Genomic DNA, 18,212 nt, shown 5'->3' with positions numbered 1-18,212 from the left:
ACTATGAAACTCATTATTGCAGTTGTGCAAGATAAGGATGCTAATCGGCTTCGAAATGAATTTATTAAAGCTAACATTGGTGCCACTCGGTTGTCGACGAGCGGCGGTTTCTTAAAAGCCGGAAATACCACTTACATGGTCGGGATTGACGATGATCGGGTGCAGGAAGTCCTCGATATCATCCATGAAACCTCTCGAACCCGGCAACAATTTATGACACCGCAAGTTAATCTGGACGCCGAAGATACGACAGCTGGTTATCCAGTTGAGGTTCAGGTCGGCGGGGCAACCGTGTTTGTGTTGCCAGTTGATCAATTTCATCAATTTTAATAGGGGGCCGTTGTGATTACTGAAACAACAATTAACGAAGCCCAGCAAAAACAACCAAAATTATACGCGCACTTTATGCATCTGGTGCAGCATAATCGGCTGACCCACGCGTACTTGTTTGCCGGCCTCGCCGGTTGCGGCAAAAAGGCGGTAGCCCAGGCTGTCGCAATGGCGCTGTTCTGTGAGCATCCGGAGCCTGATGGTGCGCCCTGTGGTGTTTGTACGGAGTGTCAGCGTATTCTAGCGGGGGATAGCCCAGACGTTGTCATGGTGTCACCTGATGGTCAACGCATCAAAGTTGACCAAGTGCGCTACATTAAGGACGAATTCGCAAAGAGCCCTGTCGAAGGCAGCATGAAGATCTTCATTATTGAGGGTGCTGATACGCTGACGACCAACGCTGCTAACAGCCTGTTGAAATTTATTGAAGAACCGGTTGCCAACCGGGTTATCTTTTTACTCACCACGAATAAGAGTCTGATCCTACCAACCATTATTTCGCGGACTCAGTTGGTGGAATTCTCGCCAGTTGCTGCGGATGTCTTCGCAGCCGAATTGGCAGCGGAAGGTATTTCCCGAAAACAAACGGTACTGCTCAGTCAACTGACGAATAGCCTGGAACAGGCTAAGGCTCTAACCACGGATGACTGGTTAGGTCATTTGCAACATGAATTAGCGCGTTGGTACACCCAGTTAGCAAAGCGGGATGCCACGGCGTTTGTGACGGTACAGACTGGGTTAATGCCATTAGCAACCGACCGCGAACGACAGAGCATCGTGTTAGATGCGATTATTATTCTGTGGCAAACGACGCTTATGGTGAAGTATCAGCAAACTGATCTGCCGCAGCCATTTCCGGACAGCCAAGCGGACATGCAAACGGTGGCACAGTCGATCACACAACGTGACCTCTTGGCCATTGTGACGGAAGCGTTAGCCACTAAGAAGGCGTTAAACGGGAATATGAACTTTCAAAGTATCATTGAGACACTTACGTTATCTGTACTGGATGGTTTAGCCGAATGATAGAAGAAGGTGCCAATTTGGAAAATCAGGATGTCTATGATTACTTAAAAAACATGCAGTCCGAAATGGCCCAAATGACCAATAAATTCGCGGATCTGCAGGATAAGGTTACAGCAACGTTGGAACAAAACGCAGAGTTAAAGATTGAAAATCAGCACTTGCGCGATCTGATCAAATCGACCCATGATGCGGAGACGCTTAGCGATAATGGCAAGGAACCGCAGTTGTCTAAATCACGTAAAAACCTCGAAAAATTGTACGAGGAGGGGTTTCACGTGTGCAATTACGAGTACGGTAAGCGACGTGAAAATAATGAACCCTGTGCGTTTTGCGTTGAAGTGATTTATGGTGAGCGATAAGGAAGGAGACTGGGGGTTTTGCAGTCACAATTAAGTTTTGAAAAACGCGATACGGGGACATTGTTTTTAGTGCCCACACCAATCGGAAATCTGGGCGATATGACCTACCGAAGTGTTGCAACATTAAAGAATGTGGCGTTGATTGCCGCCGAAGATACGCGGAACACACAAAAGTTATTAAATCACTTTGAGATCGAGACCCCTCAAATTAGTTTTCATGAACATAACACGCAGGAGCGAATCCCGCAGTTGATTGCTAAATTGCAGGCGGGAGAGGATATTGCGCAGGTCAGTGATGCGGGAATGCCGTCAATCAGTGATCCCGGTCAAGAACTGGTTAAAGCGTGCGTTGCAGCGGGATTGACCGTTGTGCCGTTACCGGGTGCCAATGCGGGATTGACGGCCTTAATTGCCTCTGGCATCACACCGCAACCGTTTTACTTTTATGGCTTCTTAGACCGAAAGCCGAAATTACAGCGCGATGAACTCACAGCACTCGTCAACCGACCAGAAACCTTGATTTTCTATGAAGCGCCGCACAGGCTAGCCAAGACGTTGACCAATATTGCATCAGAACTTGGTGAACAGCGTCCGGCGGCGCTTTGCCGCGAGCTGACAAAAAAGCACGAAGAGTTTATTCGCGGTTCATTGGCCGAACTGGTGACCTGGGCAACAACGGATCAGGTTCGTGGTGAGTTTGTCATTATTGTGAGCGGCAATCCTAACCCGGAGATTGAAACACCAGCGGATGATTTTAGTCAGCTGACAATCGAAGAACACGTGGATCAACTGATTGACAGTGGTCTGCGCCCCAATGACGCGATTAAACAGGTTGCCCACTTAAGACAACTAAAAAAACAAGACGTTTACCAAATTTACCACCATATCGAAAAGAAGTAGAGGAATTCAGATGGCTGCTAAGGAATTTTCAGAAACACACCGTGTGACGTTTTATGAAACTGACGTCACGAACACTGTTACACCGGCAATGCTGATCAATATGATCATTTTATCCTCAGAAGATCAGACCAACTCCCTCGGCGTTGGTGCGAAGATGGTAACCGAGCTTGGCATCGGCTGGGTCGTTACGCAGTATAAGATCGATATTACGCGGATGCCCACTAACGATGAGACGGTTAAGTTAACGACCCGCGCAACTTGTTATAACCGTTACTTTGCGTTTCGGGAGTTTTGGGTGCACGACGAGACCGGGCAGGAATGCGTTCATATTGAGAGTATTTGGGTCACAATGAATCATCACACGAGAAAGATCGTGTCGATTCCCGAAGAAGTGATCACACCATTTGAAACGGAACAAGTTAAAATGATTCCACGGCTTGGACGGCCCAAACGATTAGATGATGCTGACCAGCTGATGGTCAAAGACTATCGGGTGCGTTATTTTGACATCGATGGCAATGGTCACGTCAATAATTCACGCTATTTTGACTGGTTAATAGATGCCTTACCAATGAGCTTTTTAACCCGGCATCGGTTGGTGTCCATGAATATTCGGTTTGAAAACGAGGTTCAGTATCACCACGATGTTAAGAGTGAGGCGGCACTTGTGACGGATAGTAATGATCCTATCGTTACGAAGCACCATATCTTATTGGATAATGGTGATGTTGCTACGGAAGCGGAGTGTCATTGGCAACCGATTATGAAGTAGAAGATTTTAGAGGCTTTTGGCAGTCCCCGGTACTGGTGCGGGGGTGTCTGGGCCTTTTTTGTGTGGGCAGGAGTTCTTGGTTACCATGCCGGTCTCAGCAGGGGCTCATGCCTAAGCAACTTCCGGCACAATACCCAACTGGGATTTTCTGCCGAAAATTACTTAGGATCCGCCCTCTACCGCTTCCCTCCACGCGCTACTTTTGCTTCCCACCACCCTGGGTGGTATGATAGTGGCTGGATAATTACAAGAAACGAAGGGACTTAACGACTTACTATGAAACTTTTAGCATTGGATACGTCCAATCAACCGTTAAGTGTGGCGCTAATGGATGACGATCAGCTGTTGGCACAGACCACAGTGACGGTTCACCCGAAACATGCGTCGTATTTACAACCAATCATTGAATCGCTCATGACCTCAGTGCACCTTGACCCTGAGGACCTGGACCGGGTTGTGGTCGCTGATGGTCCCGGTTCCTATACGGGTCTGCGGACAGCTGTTACAACGGCTAAAACACTGGCGGCAACTTTAAACATTGAGCTTGTGGGCATCTCCAGCATTGCAGCGATTGCGGCCAACATTTTAACTGAGGGCCAACTAGTAACGGTGCTATTTGACGGCCGTAACGACAACGTGTTTACCGGGTTGTACCGGATTAAAAATGGGGTACCGGAACCAGTTATTGCGGATCAACACACCAGTTTTGACCAATGGGTACCACAATTAGTCGCCACTGGTGAGTCCGTTGTCGTCCTCGGTGATTTGGTAAACTTTGAAGACCGGCTGGCAGATCAGCTAAAATCAAAATTGATCACATTACCAGCAATCATGAGCATCCCACAAGCCCAACAACTTGGCGTTTAGGGTTGACCATGACACCAGTTGCCGACGTTAATGCGTTTGTCCCGCGGTATCTTCGGTTGACAAAGGCAGAAGCAGATTGGCGTAAACAGCATCCAGAAGAGGATAGTAGCGACTATGTTGAAAAAGTTTAATGAGTGGTTTCGCCAGCTTTTTCAGGTTCAAGAGGCGAAATACCAAGACATTTTAGATATTAAAAACCACGAGGTCACCATTCAGGACGTCGATTATTTTCTGGCGAAGGCGCAGTTTACAGATATTCCTGAAATGTTGGGTATTGAACGTGCTGTCTATGGTGGGAAAACACCTTGGGATTCCTCAGCGTTTGCCAGTGAACTGAAGCGCAGTCAGGACCGGTTGTACTTAGTGGTCCGCCGACACGATCGGTTGCTGGCCTTTATTGGCTGTACCTTTAATGAGGTCAAAAGTGATGCCCACATTACGAACATCGCGGTGGTTCCTGATTTTCAAAGTCGGGGGCTCGGGCACTATCTCATTGCAATTATGGTCAAAAAAGCGCGGGAACTCGAATTGAAACAGGTCTCGCTGGAAGTCCGTCGCAGCAATACCCGTGCTCAGCAGTTGTATCAGGACATGGGCTTTGAACAAAAGGGCATCAAAAAGGCTACTACTTTGGTGACCACGAAGATGCTGTGGACATGGTCTTACTGACTGGAGCGGAGTCAACTGATGCCTAATCAAACACAGATCGTGGCCGCACCAGCGTTGGGGCAGATGCCACACCTTGACCAACTATGTGCAACGGTTGCTAAAGCGGCCTACGCGAAGGATGAAGCCTGGTAGCAGGCGGTATTTGCACAAGAATTACGTGCAGAAAAGCGCGTGTATGCATTGACATATCATGATGGTAAGCTCGTTGGGTTCGTAGGCGCCATCAAAGTCTTAGACCAAGTTGATATTACAGGTGTGGCCATGCATCCGGAAATGCAACGACACGGCCTTGCCTTTAAAATGATGCGAGCGTTCTTAGCAACGCTGTCCCCAAAAACTGAAGTGTTCTTGGAAGTTCGAGTGTCGAACGTGCCAGCCCAGGGCTTGTACACCAAGCTTGGATTTAAACAGATTGGGATTCGACCGCACTATTACACCCACCCAGTAGAAGACGCATTATTAATGAAACTGGTCATCAATGCTGATTAGAAAGGATCTGAAGCACGTGGAACGAAATTTGATTTTATCTTTTGAATCCAGTTGTGATGAAACAAGTGTGGCCGTCATTGAAAATGGCGACCATATTTTATCAAATATTGTGGCAACGCAGATCAAGAGTCACCAACGATTTGGTGGCGTTGTTCCAGAAGTTGCCAGTCGGCACCATATCGAACAGATCACGAGCTGTATTGAAGATGCGCTGAGTGAAGCTCAGGTTGGGTATGATGACCTTAACGCTGTTGCGGTCACCTATGGCCCAGGACTGGTCGGGGCGTTGTTAATTGGTGTAACTGCCGCTAAAACGGTTGCCTTTGCACACCACCTGCCATTAGTTCCGGTTAACCATATGGCAGGGCACATTTACGCAGCCCGGTTCGTGAAACCAATTGAGTTTCCAGCCTTGGCCTTACTCGTTTCTGGTGGCCATACTGAATTGGTCTATATGCCGGAACCAGGTAAGTTTGAAATTATTGGTGAGACGCGCGATGACGCTGCCGGTGAGGCCTATGATAAAATTGGCCGGGTGTTAGGCATTAATTATCCAGCAGGCAAAGAAGTTGACCGTCTCGCACATTTGGGCAAGGACACCTTTAACTTTCCTCGCGCCATGGATCAGGACGACTCGTTTGACTTTAGTTTTAGCGGGTTGAAGAGCGCCTTTCTGAACACGACCCACCATGCTGATCAACTTGGCGAGACGCTCAGTCGTGAAGACCTCGCGGCTAGCTTTCAACAGGCTGTTGTGGACGTTTTGGCGGATAAAACCGTCCGGGCGCTTGCGGACTATCCTGTTAAGCAACTTATTTTGGCGGGCGGTGTTGCTGCCAACCTCGGCTTACGTGAACGGCTGACGACTGAATTGGAAGCCTTTGACAATACTGAACTGTTATTAGCGCCGTTGAAGTTATGCGGCGATAATGCGGCGATGGTTGGGGCCGCTGGGTATGTCTTTTATAACCAGCAGCAGTTTGGCGATGCCAGTTTGAATGCTGATCCTAGTTTGGAGTTTGATTGGATGAGTACGGCGGAATAATTTTAAATAAACAGAACATTAAAAGGCCATCGCGGATTGCGGTGGCTTTTTTGGCTTTGATTATTCTATTGAGATGTAGCGGGGTGGTAGCTGTACCGAAACGCTACTTTTAAAGGCTATCTTTGATTTCTGGCAAACGTCAATATTTAGGTTTTCTTTTTATGCAACATAGCGGAAACGTGTTTCAGAAGGCTAACCCTGCAGCTCCTCCAACGTCATCGAAATCTCTTCCCATTGATCTTCAGTGGTTTCGATTTCCGCATTCACGTCGTTCAGCTGGTCCTGCAGCTTAGTTAGTTTTTCGATATCTGAGAACGTCTGGCTGGGACATTTGCGTTTCTAACGCATCCTTTTGATCAGAGAGGACTGTCAGCTGTTCCTCCAAGGCATCCGCCTGACGAGTCAGCTTACGTTCTTTTTTTCTGCTGTTCCTTAGATTGCTGATACTGCTGCTTATTTTGACTGGTTGTCGGAGCGGCCGTCGTCACAGTTGTACCCGCAGCTTCAGCTGCCTCAGCTTCTTTTTGGGATGCCAAGCTTCCTGCTCTTCTTTTTTATCAATGTAGTAGTCATAGTCGCCCAGATAAAGTTCTGAACCCTCAGCTGAAAGCTCGACCACTGATGTGGCGACTTGGTTGATAAAGTACCGGTCATGGGAAACAAACAGGACGGTACCTTCGAAGTCATTCAGTGTGTTTTCCAGCACTTGCCGGCTATCAATATCCAAATGGTTAGTCGGTTCATCCAAAATCAGAAAATTATCGTGACGCATGGCAAGCTTGGTGAGCAGCAACCGGGCTTTTTCACCACCACTGAGGCTATGCACCATCTTGTCGACGTCTTCACCCGTGAATAGAAAACTCCCGAGAATCGTGCGAATATCGCCCTCAGGGGTTGTTGGGTGATCATCCCAAAGTTCGTTTAACACCGTTTTTTCACCATGGAGTGATTTTTGTTCCTGATCGTAGTAGCCGGTCTCAACGCCGGTGCCAAAATGCACGTCGCCCTTAATGGCCGGAATTTTACCCAGAATCGTTTTGAGCAGGGTTGATTTACCCACGCCGTTTGGCCCGACAATGGCAATTGCCTGGTGTTTATTGACATCCAGATTCACTGGTTGCGCCAACACGTTGTCCGGTGTGTAACCAATTGCGAGGTCGGTCGTTGTGAGCACAATATTGCCGCTTTCTTTAGTGGGTACAAATTCAAAATGGGCAACCTTGTCAGCACCCTCTGGCCGATCAACACGGTCCATTTTAGCGAGTTGTTTCCGCCGCGCTTGAGCACGTTTGGTCGTTGAAGCACGCACAATGTTTCGGTTCACGAAATCTTCAAGCTTGGAGATCTTTGCCTGTTGCTTGTCGTATTCCTTCCATTCACGTCTTAACTTCGCCGCTTTTTGGTCCACGTAATTGGAATAGTTGCCATGGTAGTGGGTGAGGATGCCAGATGACATGTCGTACACTTCGCTCACGATACGGTCTAAGAAGTACCGGTCATGAGAAACAATCAGCAACGCGCCCTTGTAAGACCGGATGTACCTTCGAGCCAGGTCAACGTTTCAACGTCCAAGTGGTTCGTTGGTTCATCTAATATGAGCAAGTCGCGTTTTTCTAACAGAAGTTTAGCGAGCGCCAACTGTGTTTTTTGACCGCCAGACAGTTCGTTGACAGAACGGTCATAGTCGGGTTCGTTAAAGCCGAACCCGTGAAGCACACCGCGAATCTCAGCTCGGTACCCATAACCGTTATTAGCCTTAAAGTCACTTTGGATTCGGTCATAGGTTGTGGTGACCTGTTCAAATTGGTCAGGATCCGCTATAATATCGGGATCGCTCATTTGGGCTTCTAACTCGTGCAACTGGTCTTCCTGAGCCTGAAGGGCCGCAAACACGCTGGCCATTTCTTCCCAGATGGACTTATTGGAATCAAGCCCTGTATCTTGGGCCAGGTACCCGAGTGTTAACTTCTTTCGGGTAACGATCTGGCCCTTATCAGGCGCATCGATTCCGGCAATGATGCGGATCAGTGTTGACTTTCCGGCACCATTGCGACCAACAAGTGCCACCCGGCCATTATCCGGGATATCCATGTTGACGTCGGCAAAAAGTGTTTCAGCACCAAAGCGCCGCGTCACTTGCTGGACTTGTAATAACATATGAATCAGCCTACCTTTCTTCGTGAAACTATTTTACCATAATAGGGGCTCATTAACTGGTAAATAACAGTTTTCACAACCTTTTTATTGAAAATTATTTCACAAGATAAGGGTTTATGCTATAATGAGCGAGGATGGCTATTTCACAAGCCCCAGAATTAAGAGTAGAATACACGCACTTATTCTAATTCACTTCATTCACTTTACTAAAATTCACAAGGAGGAGTTACTGTGGCAGAAACAAAGATCCCAAAGGCAACCGCTAAGCGCTTGCCGATCTATTACCGTTACTTAGGCATCTTAAAAGATGCAGACAAGACGCGGGTCTCGTCGACTGAATTATCAGAAGCCGTAAAGGTTGATTCAGCAACGATCCGTCGTGATTTTTCATACTTTGGTGCCTGGGTAAACGCGGGTATGGGTATGATGTTGAGAGTTTGCTAAAGTTCTTCAAGAAGATCCTGAACCAGGAAAAATTGACCAACGCCGCTTTGATCGGGGTTGGGAACCTCGGGAATGCGCTGTTGAACTTTAACTTCCATCAAAATTCCAACGTCCGTATCAGCGCTGCTTTTGATGTTAAGGCTGACCTCGCAAACACCGTTAAGAGCGGTGTGCCCGTTTATCCAATGGCTGAACTTGAAAAACAGTTGAAGGATCAACAAATTCAGGTTGCCATCATTACGGTTCCTGCAGACGTTGCCCAATCGGTAACGGATGAAGCTATCGCTGGTGGTATCCGCGGTATTTTGAACTTTACGCCACTTCGGGTATCAGTTCCGAATAACGTGCGCGTTCAAAACGTGGATCTGACGAATGAATTACAGACATTGATCTACTTCTTGGATCACTATAACGAAGAAGCATAAGCAAAACTGGCTAATGACCTTAGTGGCATTGGTCAGTTTTTTTGTTTGTGTCATTTTTTTAATCGAAACAAGAACACAACAAGTGAATTTAAAACGCCTATTTGATCTGGATAGGCGCTATTTTTCGCTTTCAAGAAGCGGTCAAAATTTCGAACTTGTGTGAGAAAACGCACAATAGTGCTATACTTTTTGTAACCCTTATTGGAGGTGAGCATGTGACGATTTCTTGGTCCATGATCCTTGGTGTGATCTACGCAATTAACCTGATGACGGCACTGTTTACAGTGTTTCGACAACGTCGCGATATTGCCGCGATGTGGGCGTGGCTGCTGGTGTTGTTGTTACTGCCGGTAATCGGGTTCATTTTTTACGCTTTTTTTGGGAGACAACTCCCCAAAAACAAACTTTTCAAAGTCGATAATACGGTTCAGACGCGGTTAGATACAATTTTGTCTGAACAACGAGAACTGCTGCTAGAGCCCGATACAAGCCAACACCCGGTGTCGCGCGATATTGCCGGAACAATGCAGCTTTTTATGCGGGCCAATCGCGCTTTTTTGACCCGACGAAATCGCGTGAAACTATTTACGGATGGCAATAGCTTGTTTGACGCCATCATCCGTGACATTAACGCCGCGCAACGCAACGTGAATGTTGAATTCTACACGTTTTATAATGATGAAATTGGCAGCGCTGTCTTAAGCGCCTTGTTGCCCGTGCTAAGGCCGGTGTTACGGTACGGGTCATCTATGATCCGTGGGGGTCAATGGGGACTTATCGGCGCTTTTTTAAGCCACTGATCGATGCTGGCGGATATGTTGAGCCATTCTTGGCGCGTTCCGCTATTCTTGACTTTCGTCTCAACTTTAGAAATCACCGCAAAATAGTGGTGGTCGATGGGGAAATTGGTTACGTCGGCGGGTTTAACATTGGTGACCAATACCTTGGCTGCAGCAAAAAATTTGGCCACTGGCGCGACACGCATATTCGCATTGAAGGGGCAGCTGTCTTTGCGCTCCAAAGCCGGTTTGTTCTGGACTGGAATGCGACGTCAAAGAAAGCAAAACTTGCAGATAACTACGTCGATCGTGACTACTTTCCAGTGATGGCGCCAAAGGGATTAACGAGTATGCAGATCGTCAGCAGCGGGCCGGATTCTCAATTGCAGCAAATCAAGATGGGCTACATTCGCTTGATTCAGATGGCTAAAAAACGGCTCTGGATCCAGTCGCCGTACTTTATTCCCGATGATGGCGTGATTGAAGCGTTGAAGATTGCCATTATGTCGGGCGTTGACGTGCGCATTATGGTGCCCAGTATGCCGGACCATCCATTTGTCTACCGAGCCACCCAACATTTTTGCAGAGACACAGCTGAAATTGGTGCGAAAATCTACTACTACGGGAATGGATTTTTACACGCAAAGACGATGCTGGTCGATGACGAAGTGGCCTCAGTTGGCAGTGCTAATATGGATTACCGCAGCTTTAAGTTAAACTTTGAAGTGAATGCCTTTCTATATGATAAGGAGATAAATACACAGCTGGCCGCGTTATTTGAACAGGATATGGCGGAAAGTACATTGATCACGCCTGAAATGTTTGCGGATCAGTCGTTGTACTTGCGGTTTAAGCAGAGTGTTTCGCGATTGTTGGCGCCGATTTTGTGAGTGGCGGCCACTTTGAGTTTTATTGTGCTTGGGGATTACTGTCTTGTACTTTGCTTATCTTTTCCTGCTTATCGGGTTCCTTCTCAATTTTCTTCTCGATTTTTTTACACATTTTCTCGATTCTCGTCATCTCATAGAGTCTTTCTATTCAGCCGTGCCGAAACGTGTTCCGAAAAGCAAGGGGCGGCCATGTAAGGGACTCTGACAAAAATGCCAAACCCAGGCATTTCTGTCAGAGTCCCTTACATTCTGCCCCTTAACCGCCTTTCTCCACACTCTTTTCAACTTTCTAGTCAATATAACTTGCATTTTACCCCGAATAATTTTATAGTATTAATTGTTGATTAGCACTTGTGTTAGATGAGTGCTAAGAGTGCTAAATCTTTAGATTTATTGGAGGGATTCAAGTGTTAAAACCATTAGGAGACCGTGTGATCTTACAAGCTCAAGAAGAAGAAACCACTGTTGGTGGTATCGTTTTAGCAAGTAACGCCCAAGAAAAGCCACAAACTGCAAAGGTAGTTGCTGTTGGTGATGGCCGTGTACTTGATAACGGTGAAAAGGTTGCCCCAAGTGTTAAGGAAGGCGAGACCGTCTTGTTTGACAAGTATTCCGGCACTGAAGTTAAGTATGAAGGTGCTTCTTACCTTGTGGTTCACGAAAAAGATTTAGTCGCAATCGTTGACTAAAACCGGTCAGCCTGAATAGGGCAGACATAAACACAAAATTAACAATTAATCATATGAGGTGAAAAATTAATTATGGCTAAAGAGTTAAAGTTCTCTGAAGACGCCCGTGGCGCAATGCTTCGCGGTGTAGATAAATTGGCAGATACAGTTAAGACCACCATTGGTCCTAAGGGTCGTAACGTTGTTTTGGAACAATCTTACGGTAACCCAACCATCACTAACGATGGTGTGACGATCGCTAAGGCAATCGAATTGTCAGATCACTTTGAAAACTTAGGTGCTAAGTTAGTTGCTGAAGTTGCTTCAAAGACCAACGATATCGCTGGTGATGGGACAACTACTGCCACTGTTTTGACCCAAGCAATCGTTAACGAAGGTATGAAGAACGTCACTGCCGGTGCTAACCCTGTCGGCATCCGTCGTGGGATCGAAAAGGCCACTAACGCAGCCGTTGATGCCTTACACAAGATGAGCCACAAGGTCACTACCAAAGATGACATTGCCCAGATCGCTGCTATTTCTTCAGCTAGTGAAGAAACTGGTACATTAATTGCCGACGCCATGGAAAAAGTTGGTAATGACGGCGTGATCACCATTGAAGAATCACGTGGTGTTGATACCAGCTTGGACGTTGTTGAAGGGATGCAATTTGATCGTGGGTACATGTCACAGTACATGGTTACCGATAACGATAAAATGGAAGCTAACTTGGACAACCCATACATCCTGATCACTGACAAGAAGATCTCAAACATTCAAGACATCTTGCCATTACTGCAATCCGTTGTTGAACAAAGTCGTTCATTGTTGATCATCGCTGATGACATCACTGGCGAAGCTTTACCAACTTGTGCTGAACAAGATGCGTGGGACGTTCAACGTCGTTGCTGTTAAGGCCCCTGGCTTTGGTGACCGTCGTAAGGCCCAACTTCAAGACATTGCTGTTCTGACTGGTGGGACTGTGATCACCGATGACCTTGGCTTGAACTTGAAGGATGCAACGATTGATCAATTAGGTCAAGCTAACAAGGTTAACGTCACTAAGGACAACACGACCGTTGTTGAAGGTGCTGGTTCTAAGGAACAAATCGAAGAACGTGTTGCTGAAATCAAGACGCAAATCGATGCCACAACTTCTGACTTTGACAAGGACAAGTTAAAGGAACGTTTGGCTAAGTTAGCCGGCGGTGTTGCTGTTGTTCGTGTCGGTGCCGCAACTGAAACCGAATTGAAGGAACGCAAGTACCGAATTGAAGATGCTTTGAACGCTACTCGTGCCGCCGTTGAAGAAGGCTTTGTTGCCGGTGGTGGTACCGCATTGATCAACGTGATCGGTGACGTGGACAAGGTTGAAGCCGAAGGTGACGAAGCAACTGGTGTTGCCATCGTGCGTCGTGCTTTGGAAGAACCTGTTCGTCAAATCGCAGAAAACGCCGGTGTTGAAGGTTCTGTTATCGTTGACCACATGAAGGGCTTGGAAACTGGCGTTGGTTACAACGCAGCTACCAACAAGTTCGAAGACATGGTTAAGGCCGGCATCGTTGACCCAACCAAGGTTACCCGTTCAGCATTACAAAACGCTTCATCAGTTTCAGCACTGTTGCTGACAACTGAAGCCGTTGTTGCTGACGAACCTAAGGATGATTCAGCTGCTCCTGCAGCCCCAGCCCAACCAGGTATGGGCGGCATGATGTAATCACGCCTCACCATTTAGGGTAAAGAATAAATTAAGAAGCGCTGCGAGATCAATTTGATTTCGCGGCGTTTTTATTTTCCCGAAATTTGATGATAATGAGAATAAGAGTTGTGCGGTGAGATAATTTTAATTTTATTTCAAAACTTGAATAGGCGGTAATCAAGATATGAAAGCGATCTCTTGAATGGCAGCTGAAAGTCATTTTAAAATTTCCTCTTTTCAAACTCTCATTTACATGCTAAAGTAAAGACACATACGAAACAGACGAAAAAACAAAAAGATAAGTAAGTCCTTTCGACCTGACAGTGAATCGGGGTTAGTGGAAAACCGATGAGGTATCGAGAGCACTGAATAACACTTTCTGAGATTGCTACCCCAAATGGCGTTGCAGAGTAGGCGTAGACGTGACCGGCCCGTTATTGTCCGGAGGCGCATGATGGTGCGTCGTAAGGTGGTCTATTTGAAATAGACAAACTGGGTGGTACCGCGAAAAGTCTTTCGTCCCTTTAGCTGGGGACGGAAGGCTTTTTTCGTTTCCCAGTGTCGTACAAAATTTCAAAGGAGTTTTTGACTATGCATTTTATTGTCCCAAAGGATTACGATCCAAAATTGTCAGTTAAAGAAACTGAAGCTGCTATTCGTTATATTCGTGAAACGTTCCAGGATGAGTTCGGCAAAGAGATGGGGTTGCAACGGATGTCCGCCCCAATGATGGTCGAACGCTCAACGGGGTTGAATGATAATTTAAATGGCGTTGAAGCACCCGTTTCATTTACCATGAAGGACATGCCTGGTGAAACCATGGAAATTGTGCACTCCCTTGCGAAGTGGAAGCGGATGGCGCTGCATCGTTATGGCTTTAAGATGCATGAAGGGCTGTACACCAACATGAATGCCATTCGTAAGGATGAAGATCTGGACAACTTCCACTCCATCTACGTTGACCAATGGGACTGGGAAAAAATCATTGCTAAGGAAGAACGGACCACTGATACATTGAAGACCACCGTTCGCCGTATTTTTAAGGTCATTAAGCACATGGAAGACGAAGTTTGGTACAAGTACCCAGATGCTGTCCACCACCTCCCAGATGACATTAAATTCGTCACCACGCAGGAACTGGAAGACCGGTGGCCTGATAAGACGCCTAAGGAACGTGAAGACGCCATCTGTAAAGAAGACGGTGCCGTATTCTTGATGCAAATTGGCGGTCTGCTTAAGTCTGGCAAACGCCATGACGGCCGTGCACCTGACTATGATGATTGGCAACTTAACGGCGATATCTTGTTCTGGTACGAACCATTGAACTGTTCCCTTGAAATTTCAAGCATGGGGATTCGGGTCGATGAAACGGCGATGAAGGCTCAATTGAAAGCTGCTGATGCTGAGGACCGTGCCAGTCTGCCATTCCACAAACAATTGCTTGCTGGTGAACTGCCATATACCATTGGTGGCGGTATCGGTCAGTCACGCCTGTGCATGCTGTTATTAGGAAAGGCTCACGTTGGTGAAGTTCAAGCCAGTGTTTGGCCACAGGACATGCTGGATCAGTGTGCGGCTGCTAATATCCACCTGCTTTAATCTAAAAAAATTGTCTCTGTAAAGATCCTCTGTGCCCAGAATAATGACCGGGTACAGAGGATCTTTTGTATGAGCGGCCTTAGTTGATTCAGTTTGGGTCTTTCCAATGTTGGGTGACAGGCCGTTGCATTCCGCAATTTGGCAGGCCGTGTAGTGGCTCGCGACTGAGCTAACTCGATTTCTGCTGCGCAGCTCTCGAGTGGATCTAAGTCGTCTCGCACATCAGTAACCGACCAAAGTACGGTCGATAACTGATGTCGACACCACAGCTCCGTGCCAAATTGCTGCATTCCACTGACGTTGAGCCCGTTTCTTTCACGAGTTAAGCATCACAATTGCGCTAAATCAAGTTCGCAGAGAATCCGCCCTCGACTGCTAGTAAGGCTATTAACAGCAATGCTTCTCATGACGAGTTAGTTACTAGTAACGATTAATATGGAATTTTAGTGATACCACTTTTGAAGACTTATTAATTGTGACGACTACTAACAGAATTATAGTGTAGTGGAACCGTTCGGCATTGCAGGCTGTGATGTCGGTGATCGTTAGCGGCTGTCTTTTAGCCGGATACGACCACGGGAGATGTAGGAGATCCTTGAATTTCTGGAAAGACATTCAATACTCCCCCAGAGTGACTCCACCTCAGCCTGCAGGGCCGAACGGTGGAACGAAGCGATATTAAGGCGCTACTTTGAATCACCCAACAATGGAAAACTCCTTCAGTTTACTGATCGATAAATGAGCCGTCGTTACGCGCAATCATTATTTTTTGTGGTGATTTGGAAAAAGAACCCTGAATGATGTCGCTTTCTTGTCCGTTTCGGGTCAGAAAGTGTTAGAATTTGACTATGAGCTTTCGACCCAAAATGTTGATGTAACAGGGTTTTACCTCAATGTTTTTGACAAATTCTCATAAGGTACCCATTCTTTTTAAAATAAATAGTAATTAATGGTGGATTGGTGTACAATACCTAATGATTTTGCGTGAAGCGGATTTGCGCAAAAATACTAGTTATCGAATATTGGGGATTAAAAAAGCTATCAGTTATGAATTTTCGTAGGTGATAGCTATTATTAGTCGGAAAAGGAGTAAAGAAAATGTGGCGTTATTTGAAACGGTTGTTAATTGGGAAACCGTTAAAGACCACAGATGAAGGCGGTCAGGCCTTAACAAAGTTCAAAGCTCTTGCACTACTTTCTTCTGACGCGCTATCATCAGTGGCTTATGGGACTGAACAAATTACGACTGTCTTGATCACATTATCAGCTGCAGCCTTGATGTATCAAATGTGGGTTGCGCTGTTAGTTCTGGTCTTGCTGTTTGCCATCACACTGTCTTACCAACAGATCATTCATGCATATCCATCTGGTGGTGGGGCCTACGTGGTTGCCTCGACAAACTGGGGGACCTCAGCGGGGTTAGTTGCTGGGGGCTCATTGCTGGTCGACTATATGCTGACTGTGGCGGTTTCTGTGACATCAGGGTTGATGCCATTGTCTCGGCAATTCCAGCGTTAAGTCACTATCAAGTGATCGTTGCTATTATTATTGTCCTTGGCATCATGGCCATTAATTTACGGGGCATGCGCGATTCGGCGTCCTTCCTTACCTTCCCGGTCTACTTCTTCATCATTATGATTATTGGGATGGTACTCTGGGGACTCTTCCGGATCGCAACGGGGCAGATTGCCTACCACGCTTCAGCGGGGTTAACGACGTCGGTTAGCGGTATGTCGGTCGTGCTGTTCTTGCGGGCCTTCTCATCCGGGTCATCGTCACTGACCGGGGTTGAAGCCATCAGTAACGCGGTGCCAAACTTCAAAAAGCCAAAGAGCCACAATGCGTCGGCAACCTTGGCGATCATGGCAACGATTCTGGCGCTCTTCTTTGCTGGAATCACGTTCCTGAGTTACTACACCGGTATTCGGCCAATGGCAGACAACACTGTGCTGTCACAAATTGCTGAAGCAGTCTTTGGGCACGGGTTGATCTATTACCTCATTCAGCTCTCAACGGCCTTAATTTTAGCCGTGGCGGCGAACACAGGGTTTTCAGCGTTCCCAATTCTGGCTTATAACCTGGCCAAGGATAAGTTCTTGCCACATGCCTACCTTGACCGAGGCGATCGGTTAGGGTACTCCAACGGGATCATCTCATTAGCAGTTGGTGCCATTGTTTTGATCATTATCTTTAACGGGAAAACGAGTTTGCTGATTCCATTATACGCAATCGGTGTGTTCGTCCCATTTACGTTGTCGCAATCCGGGATGATCAGACACTGGTTCCGGGTACGAGAGGGTATCTGGCCATTAAAGGCTTCATCAACTTCCTCGGGGCGTTTATTTCAGCCTCACTGGTTGTTTGCCTGTTCTTCCTACATTTCGGCAACGTTTGGCCTTACCTGATCGTGATGCCAATGCTTTACTACATGTTCTACCGGATTCACTTGCACTATGATAACGTGGCGCGACAACTGCGTGTGAGCGAGAAGTTTACGCCTGAAAATCACCACTATGATGGTGCAACAGTCATTGTCCTTGTCAGCAACGTGACGAAGGTAACGGCTAATGCGATCGACTACGCGCGGTCCATCGGGGACTACGTGATCGCGATGCACGTGTCGTTTGACGAAAATCCAGTGAAGGAACATAAGACGGCGCACGAGTTCAAAGTGAAGTTCCCAGACGTTCGATTTGTGGACATTCACTCGTCATACCGGTCAATCATTACACCAACCATGCGGTTCTGTGATGTGATTGCCAAACGGGCTGCTGAACGGAACTTTACCACGACCGTTCTTGTACCCCAGTTCGTACCACGCCATCCATGGCAAAATGTGCTGCATAACCAAACTGCACTGCGTCTGCGTGGTGCCTTAAATACGCGTCAAAACATTATCGTTTCAACTTACAGTTACCACTTGAAGCGTTAGTTAGAACAAGCGAAAGCAGCTCTGGATCAGATGATCTGGGGCTGCTTTTTTGGTGCGCCCGGCATGCGCCAACTAGACGGTGAAAGTCCGTTGCGGGCCGTAGTAGTCGGAACCGCCAAGTCAATGAACAAGGGTGTCCATCGTGAAGGTGGAATCTGAAGG

Annotated in this window: 8 protein-coding genes, 8 pseudogenes and 1 other annotated feature; of the genes and pseudogenes, 15 read left to right on the top strand and 1 reads right to left on the bottom strand. The window is 47.0% G+C overall.

Annotated features, from left to right (window positions below):
- Window positions 1–3: 3 nt before the first annotated feature.
- The 9 genes and pseudogenes from darA (at window position 4) to tsaD (ending at window position 6,457) form a co-directional block, all read left to right on the top strand.
- A complete protein-coding gene (gene darA, locus JCM11969_RS11745; protein WP_054711448.1) occupies window positions 4–330 on the top strand; it encodes a cyclic di-AMP receptor DarA in 327 nt (108 codons plus the stop codon).
- 12 nt (window positions 331–342) lie between these two features.
- On the top strand, window positions 343–1,356 hold the full coding sequence (gene holB / locus JCM11969_RS11740; RefSeq protein WP_054711446.1) for a DNA polymerase III subunit delta': 1,014 nt from the start codon (window positions 343–345) through the stop codon (window positions 1,354–1,356).
- A gap of 17 nt (window positions 1,357–1,373) precedes the next feature.
- Entirely contained in the window at window positions 1,374–1,715 is a 342-nt protein-coding gene (locus JCM11969_RS11735; RefSeq protein WP_054711485.1) for a DNA replication initiation control protein YabA, read from the top strand.
- A gap of 18 nt (window positions 1,716–1,733) precedes the next feature.
- The gene (gene rsmI, locus JCM11969_RS11730; RefSeq protein ID WP_054711444.1) at window positions 1,734–2,615 is read left to right on the top strand and encodes a 16S rRNA (cytidine(1402)-2'-O)-methyltransferase; all 882 of its coding nucleotides are present in this window, start codon (window positions 1,734–1,736) and stop codon (window positions 2,613–2,615) included.
- A 10-nt stretch (window positions 2,616–2,625) separates the two neighbouring features.
- The gene (locus tag JCM11969_RS11725; protein WP_054711443.1) at window positions 2,626–3,387 is read left to right on the top strand and encodes an acyl-[acyl-carrier-protein] thioesterase; all 762 of its coding nucleotides are present in this window, start codon (window positions 2,626–2,628) and stop codon (window positions 3,385–3,387) included.
- A 276-nt stretch (window positions 3,388–3,663) separates the two neighbouring features.
- A pseudogene (tsaB, locus tag JCM11969_RS11720) lies at window positions 3,664–4,385 on the top strand (tRNA (adenosine(37)-N6)-threonylcarbamoyltransferase complex dimerization subunit type 1 TsaB).
- Window positions 4,369–4,949: pseudogene (gene rimI, locus JCM11969_RS11715) on the top strand (ribosomal protein S18-alanine N-acetyltransferase). Before tsaB ends, rimI (JCM11969_RS11715) begins: the two co-directional pseudogenes overlap by 17 nt.
- A 121-nt stretch (window positions 4,950–5,070) precedes the next feature.
- Window positions 5,071–5,412 (top strand): annotated as a pseudogene (gene rimI, locus JCM11969_RS11710) (ribosomal protein S18-alanine N-acetyltransferase); the annotation flags it as partial.
- A complete protein-coding gene (gene tsaD, locus JCM11969_RS11705) occupies window positions 5,402–6,457 on the top strand; it encodes a tRNA (adenosine(37)-N6)-threonylcarbamoyltransferase complex transferase subunit TsaD (protein WP_054711439.1) in 1,056 nt (351 codons plus the stop codon). The pseudogene rimI (JCM11969_RS11710) and the gene tsaD, both read left to right, overlap by 11 nt.
- Before the next feature lie 192 nt (window positions 6,458–6,649).
- On the opposite strand, the pseudogene JCM11969_RS11700 reads toward tsaD, so the two are convergent.
- Window positions 6,650–8,614, bottom strand: a pseudogene (locus tag JCM11969_RS11700) (ABC-F family ATP-binding cassette domain-containing protein).
- Window positions 8,615–8,845: 231 nt separating this feature from the next.
- Between JCM11969_RS11700 and JCM11969_RS11695 the strand changes: the two are divergent.
- The 6 genes and pseudogenes from JCM11969_RS11695 to kimA all read left to right on the top strand — a co-directional run bounded on the left by JCM11969_RS11695 (window position 8,846) and on the right by kimA (window position 18,050).
- Window positions 8,846–9,483: pseudogene (locus tag JCM11969_RS11695) on the top strand (redox-sensing transcriptional repressor Rex).
- 233 nt (window positions 9,484–9,716) lie between these two features.
- Window positions 9,717–11,152: pseudogene (cls, locus tag JCM11969_RS11690) on the top strand (cardiolipin synthase).
- Window positions 11,153–11,559: 407 nt separating this feature from the next.
- Window positions 11,560–11,841, top strand: a complete 282-nt coding sequence (gene groES, locus JCM11969_RS11685; RefSeq protein ID WP_054711437.1) for a co-chaperone GroES — start codon at window positions 11,560–11,562, stop codon at window positions 11,839–11,841.
- 72 nt (window positions 11,842–11,913) lie between these two features.
- Window positions 11,914–13,537: pseudogene (groL, locus tag JCM11969_RS11680) on the top strand (chaperonin GroEL).
- A gap of 266 nt (window positions 13,538–13,803) precedes the next feature.
- Window positions 13,804–14,046, top strand: a binding site (T-box leader).
- Between the two features lie 64 nt (window positions 14,047–14,110).
- Window positions 14,111–15,118: an aspartate--ammonia ligase gene (asnA, locus tag JCM11969_RS11675; protein WP_054711435.1), complete on the top strand. Its 1,008-nt coding sequence runs from the start codon at window positions 14,111–14,113 to the stop codon at window positions 15,116–15,118.
- A 1,098-nt stretch (window positions 15,119–16,216) separates the two neighbouring features.
- Window positions 16,217–18,050, top strand: a pseudogene (kimA, locus tag JCM11969_RS11665) (potassium transporter KimA).
- The last annotated feature ends 162 nt before the right edge of the window (window positions 18,051–18,212 follow it).

The sequence above is a fragment of the Secundilactobacillus paracollinoides DSM 15502 = JCM 11969 genome, from assembly GCF_001311135.1.
In the GTDB taxonomy this organism is placed as follows: domain Bacteria; phylum Bacillota; class Bacilli; order Lactobacillales; family Lactobacillaceae; genus Secundilactobacillus; species Secundilactobacillus paracollinoides.
The sequence above is the reverse complement of the archived record's forward strand: the minus strand, read 5'-3'. Positions and strand labels throughout refer to the sequence as shown.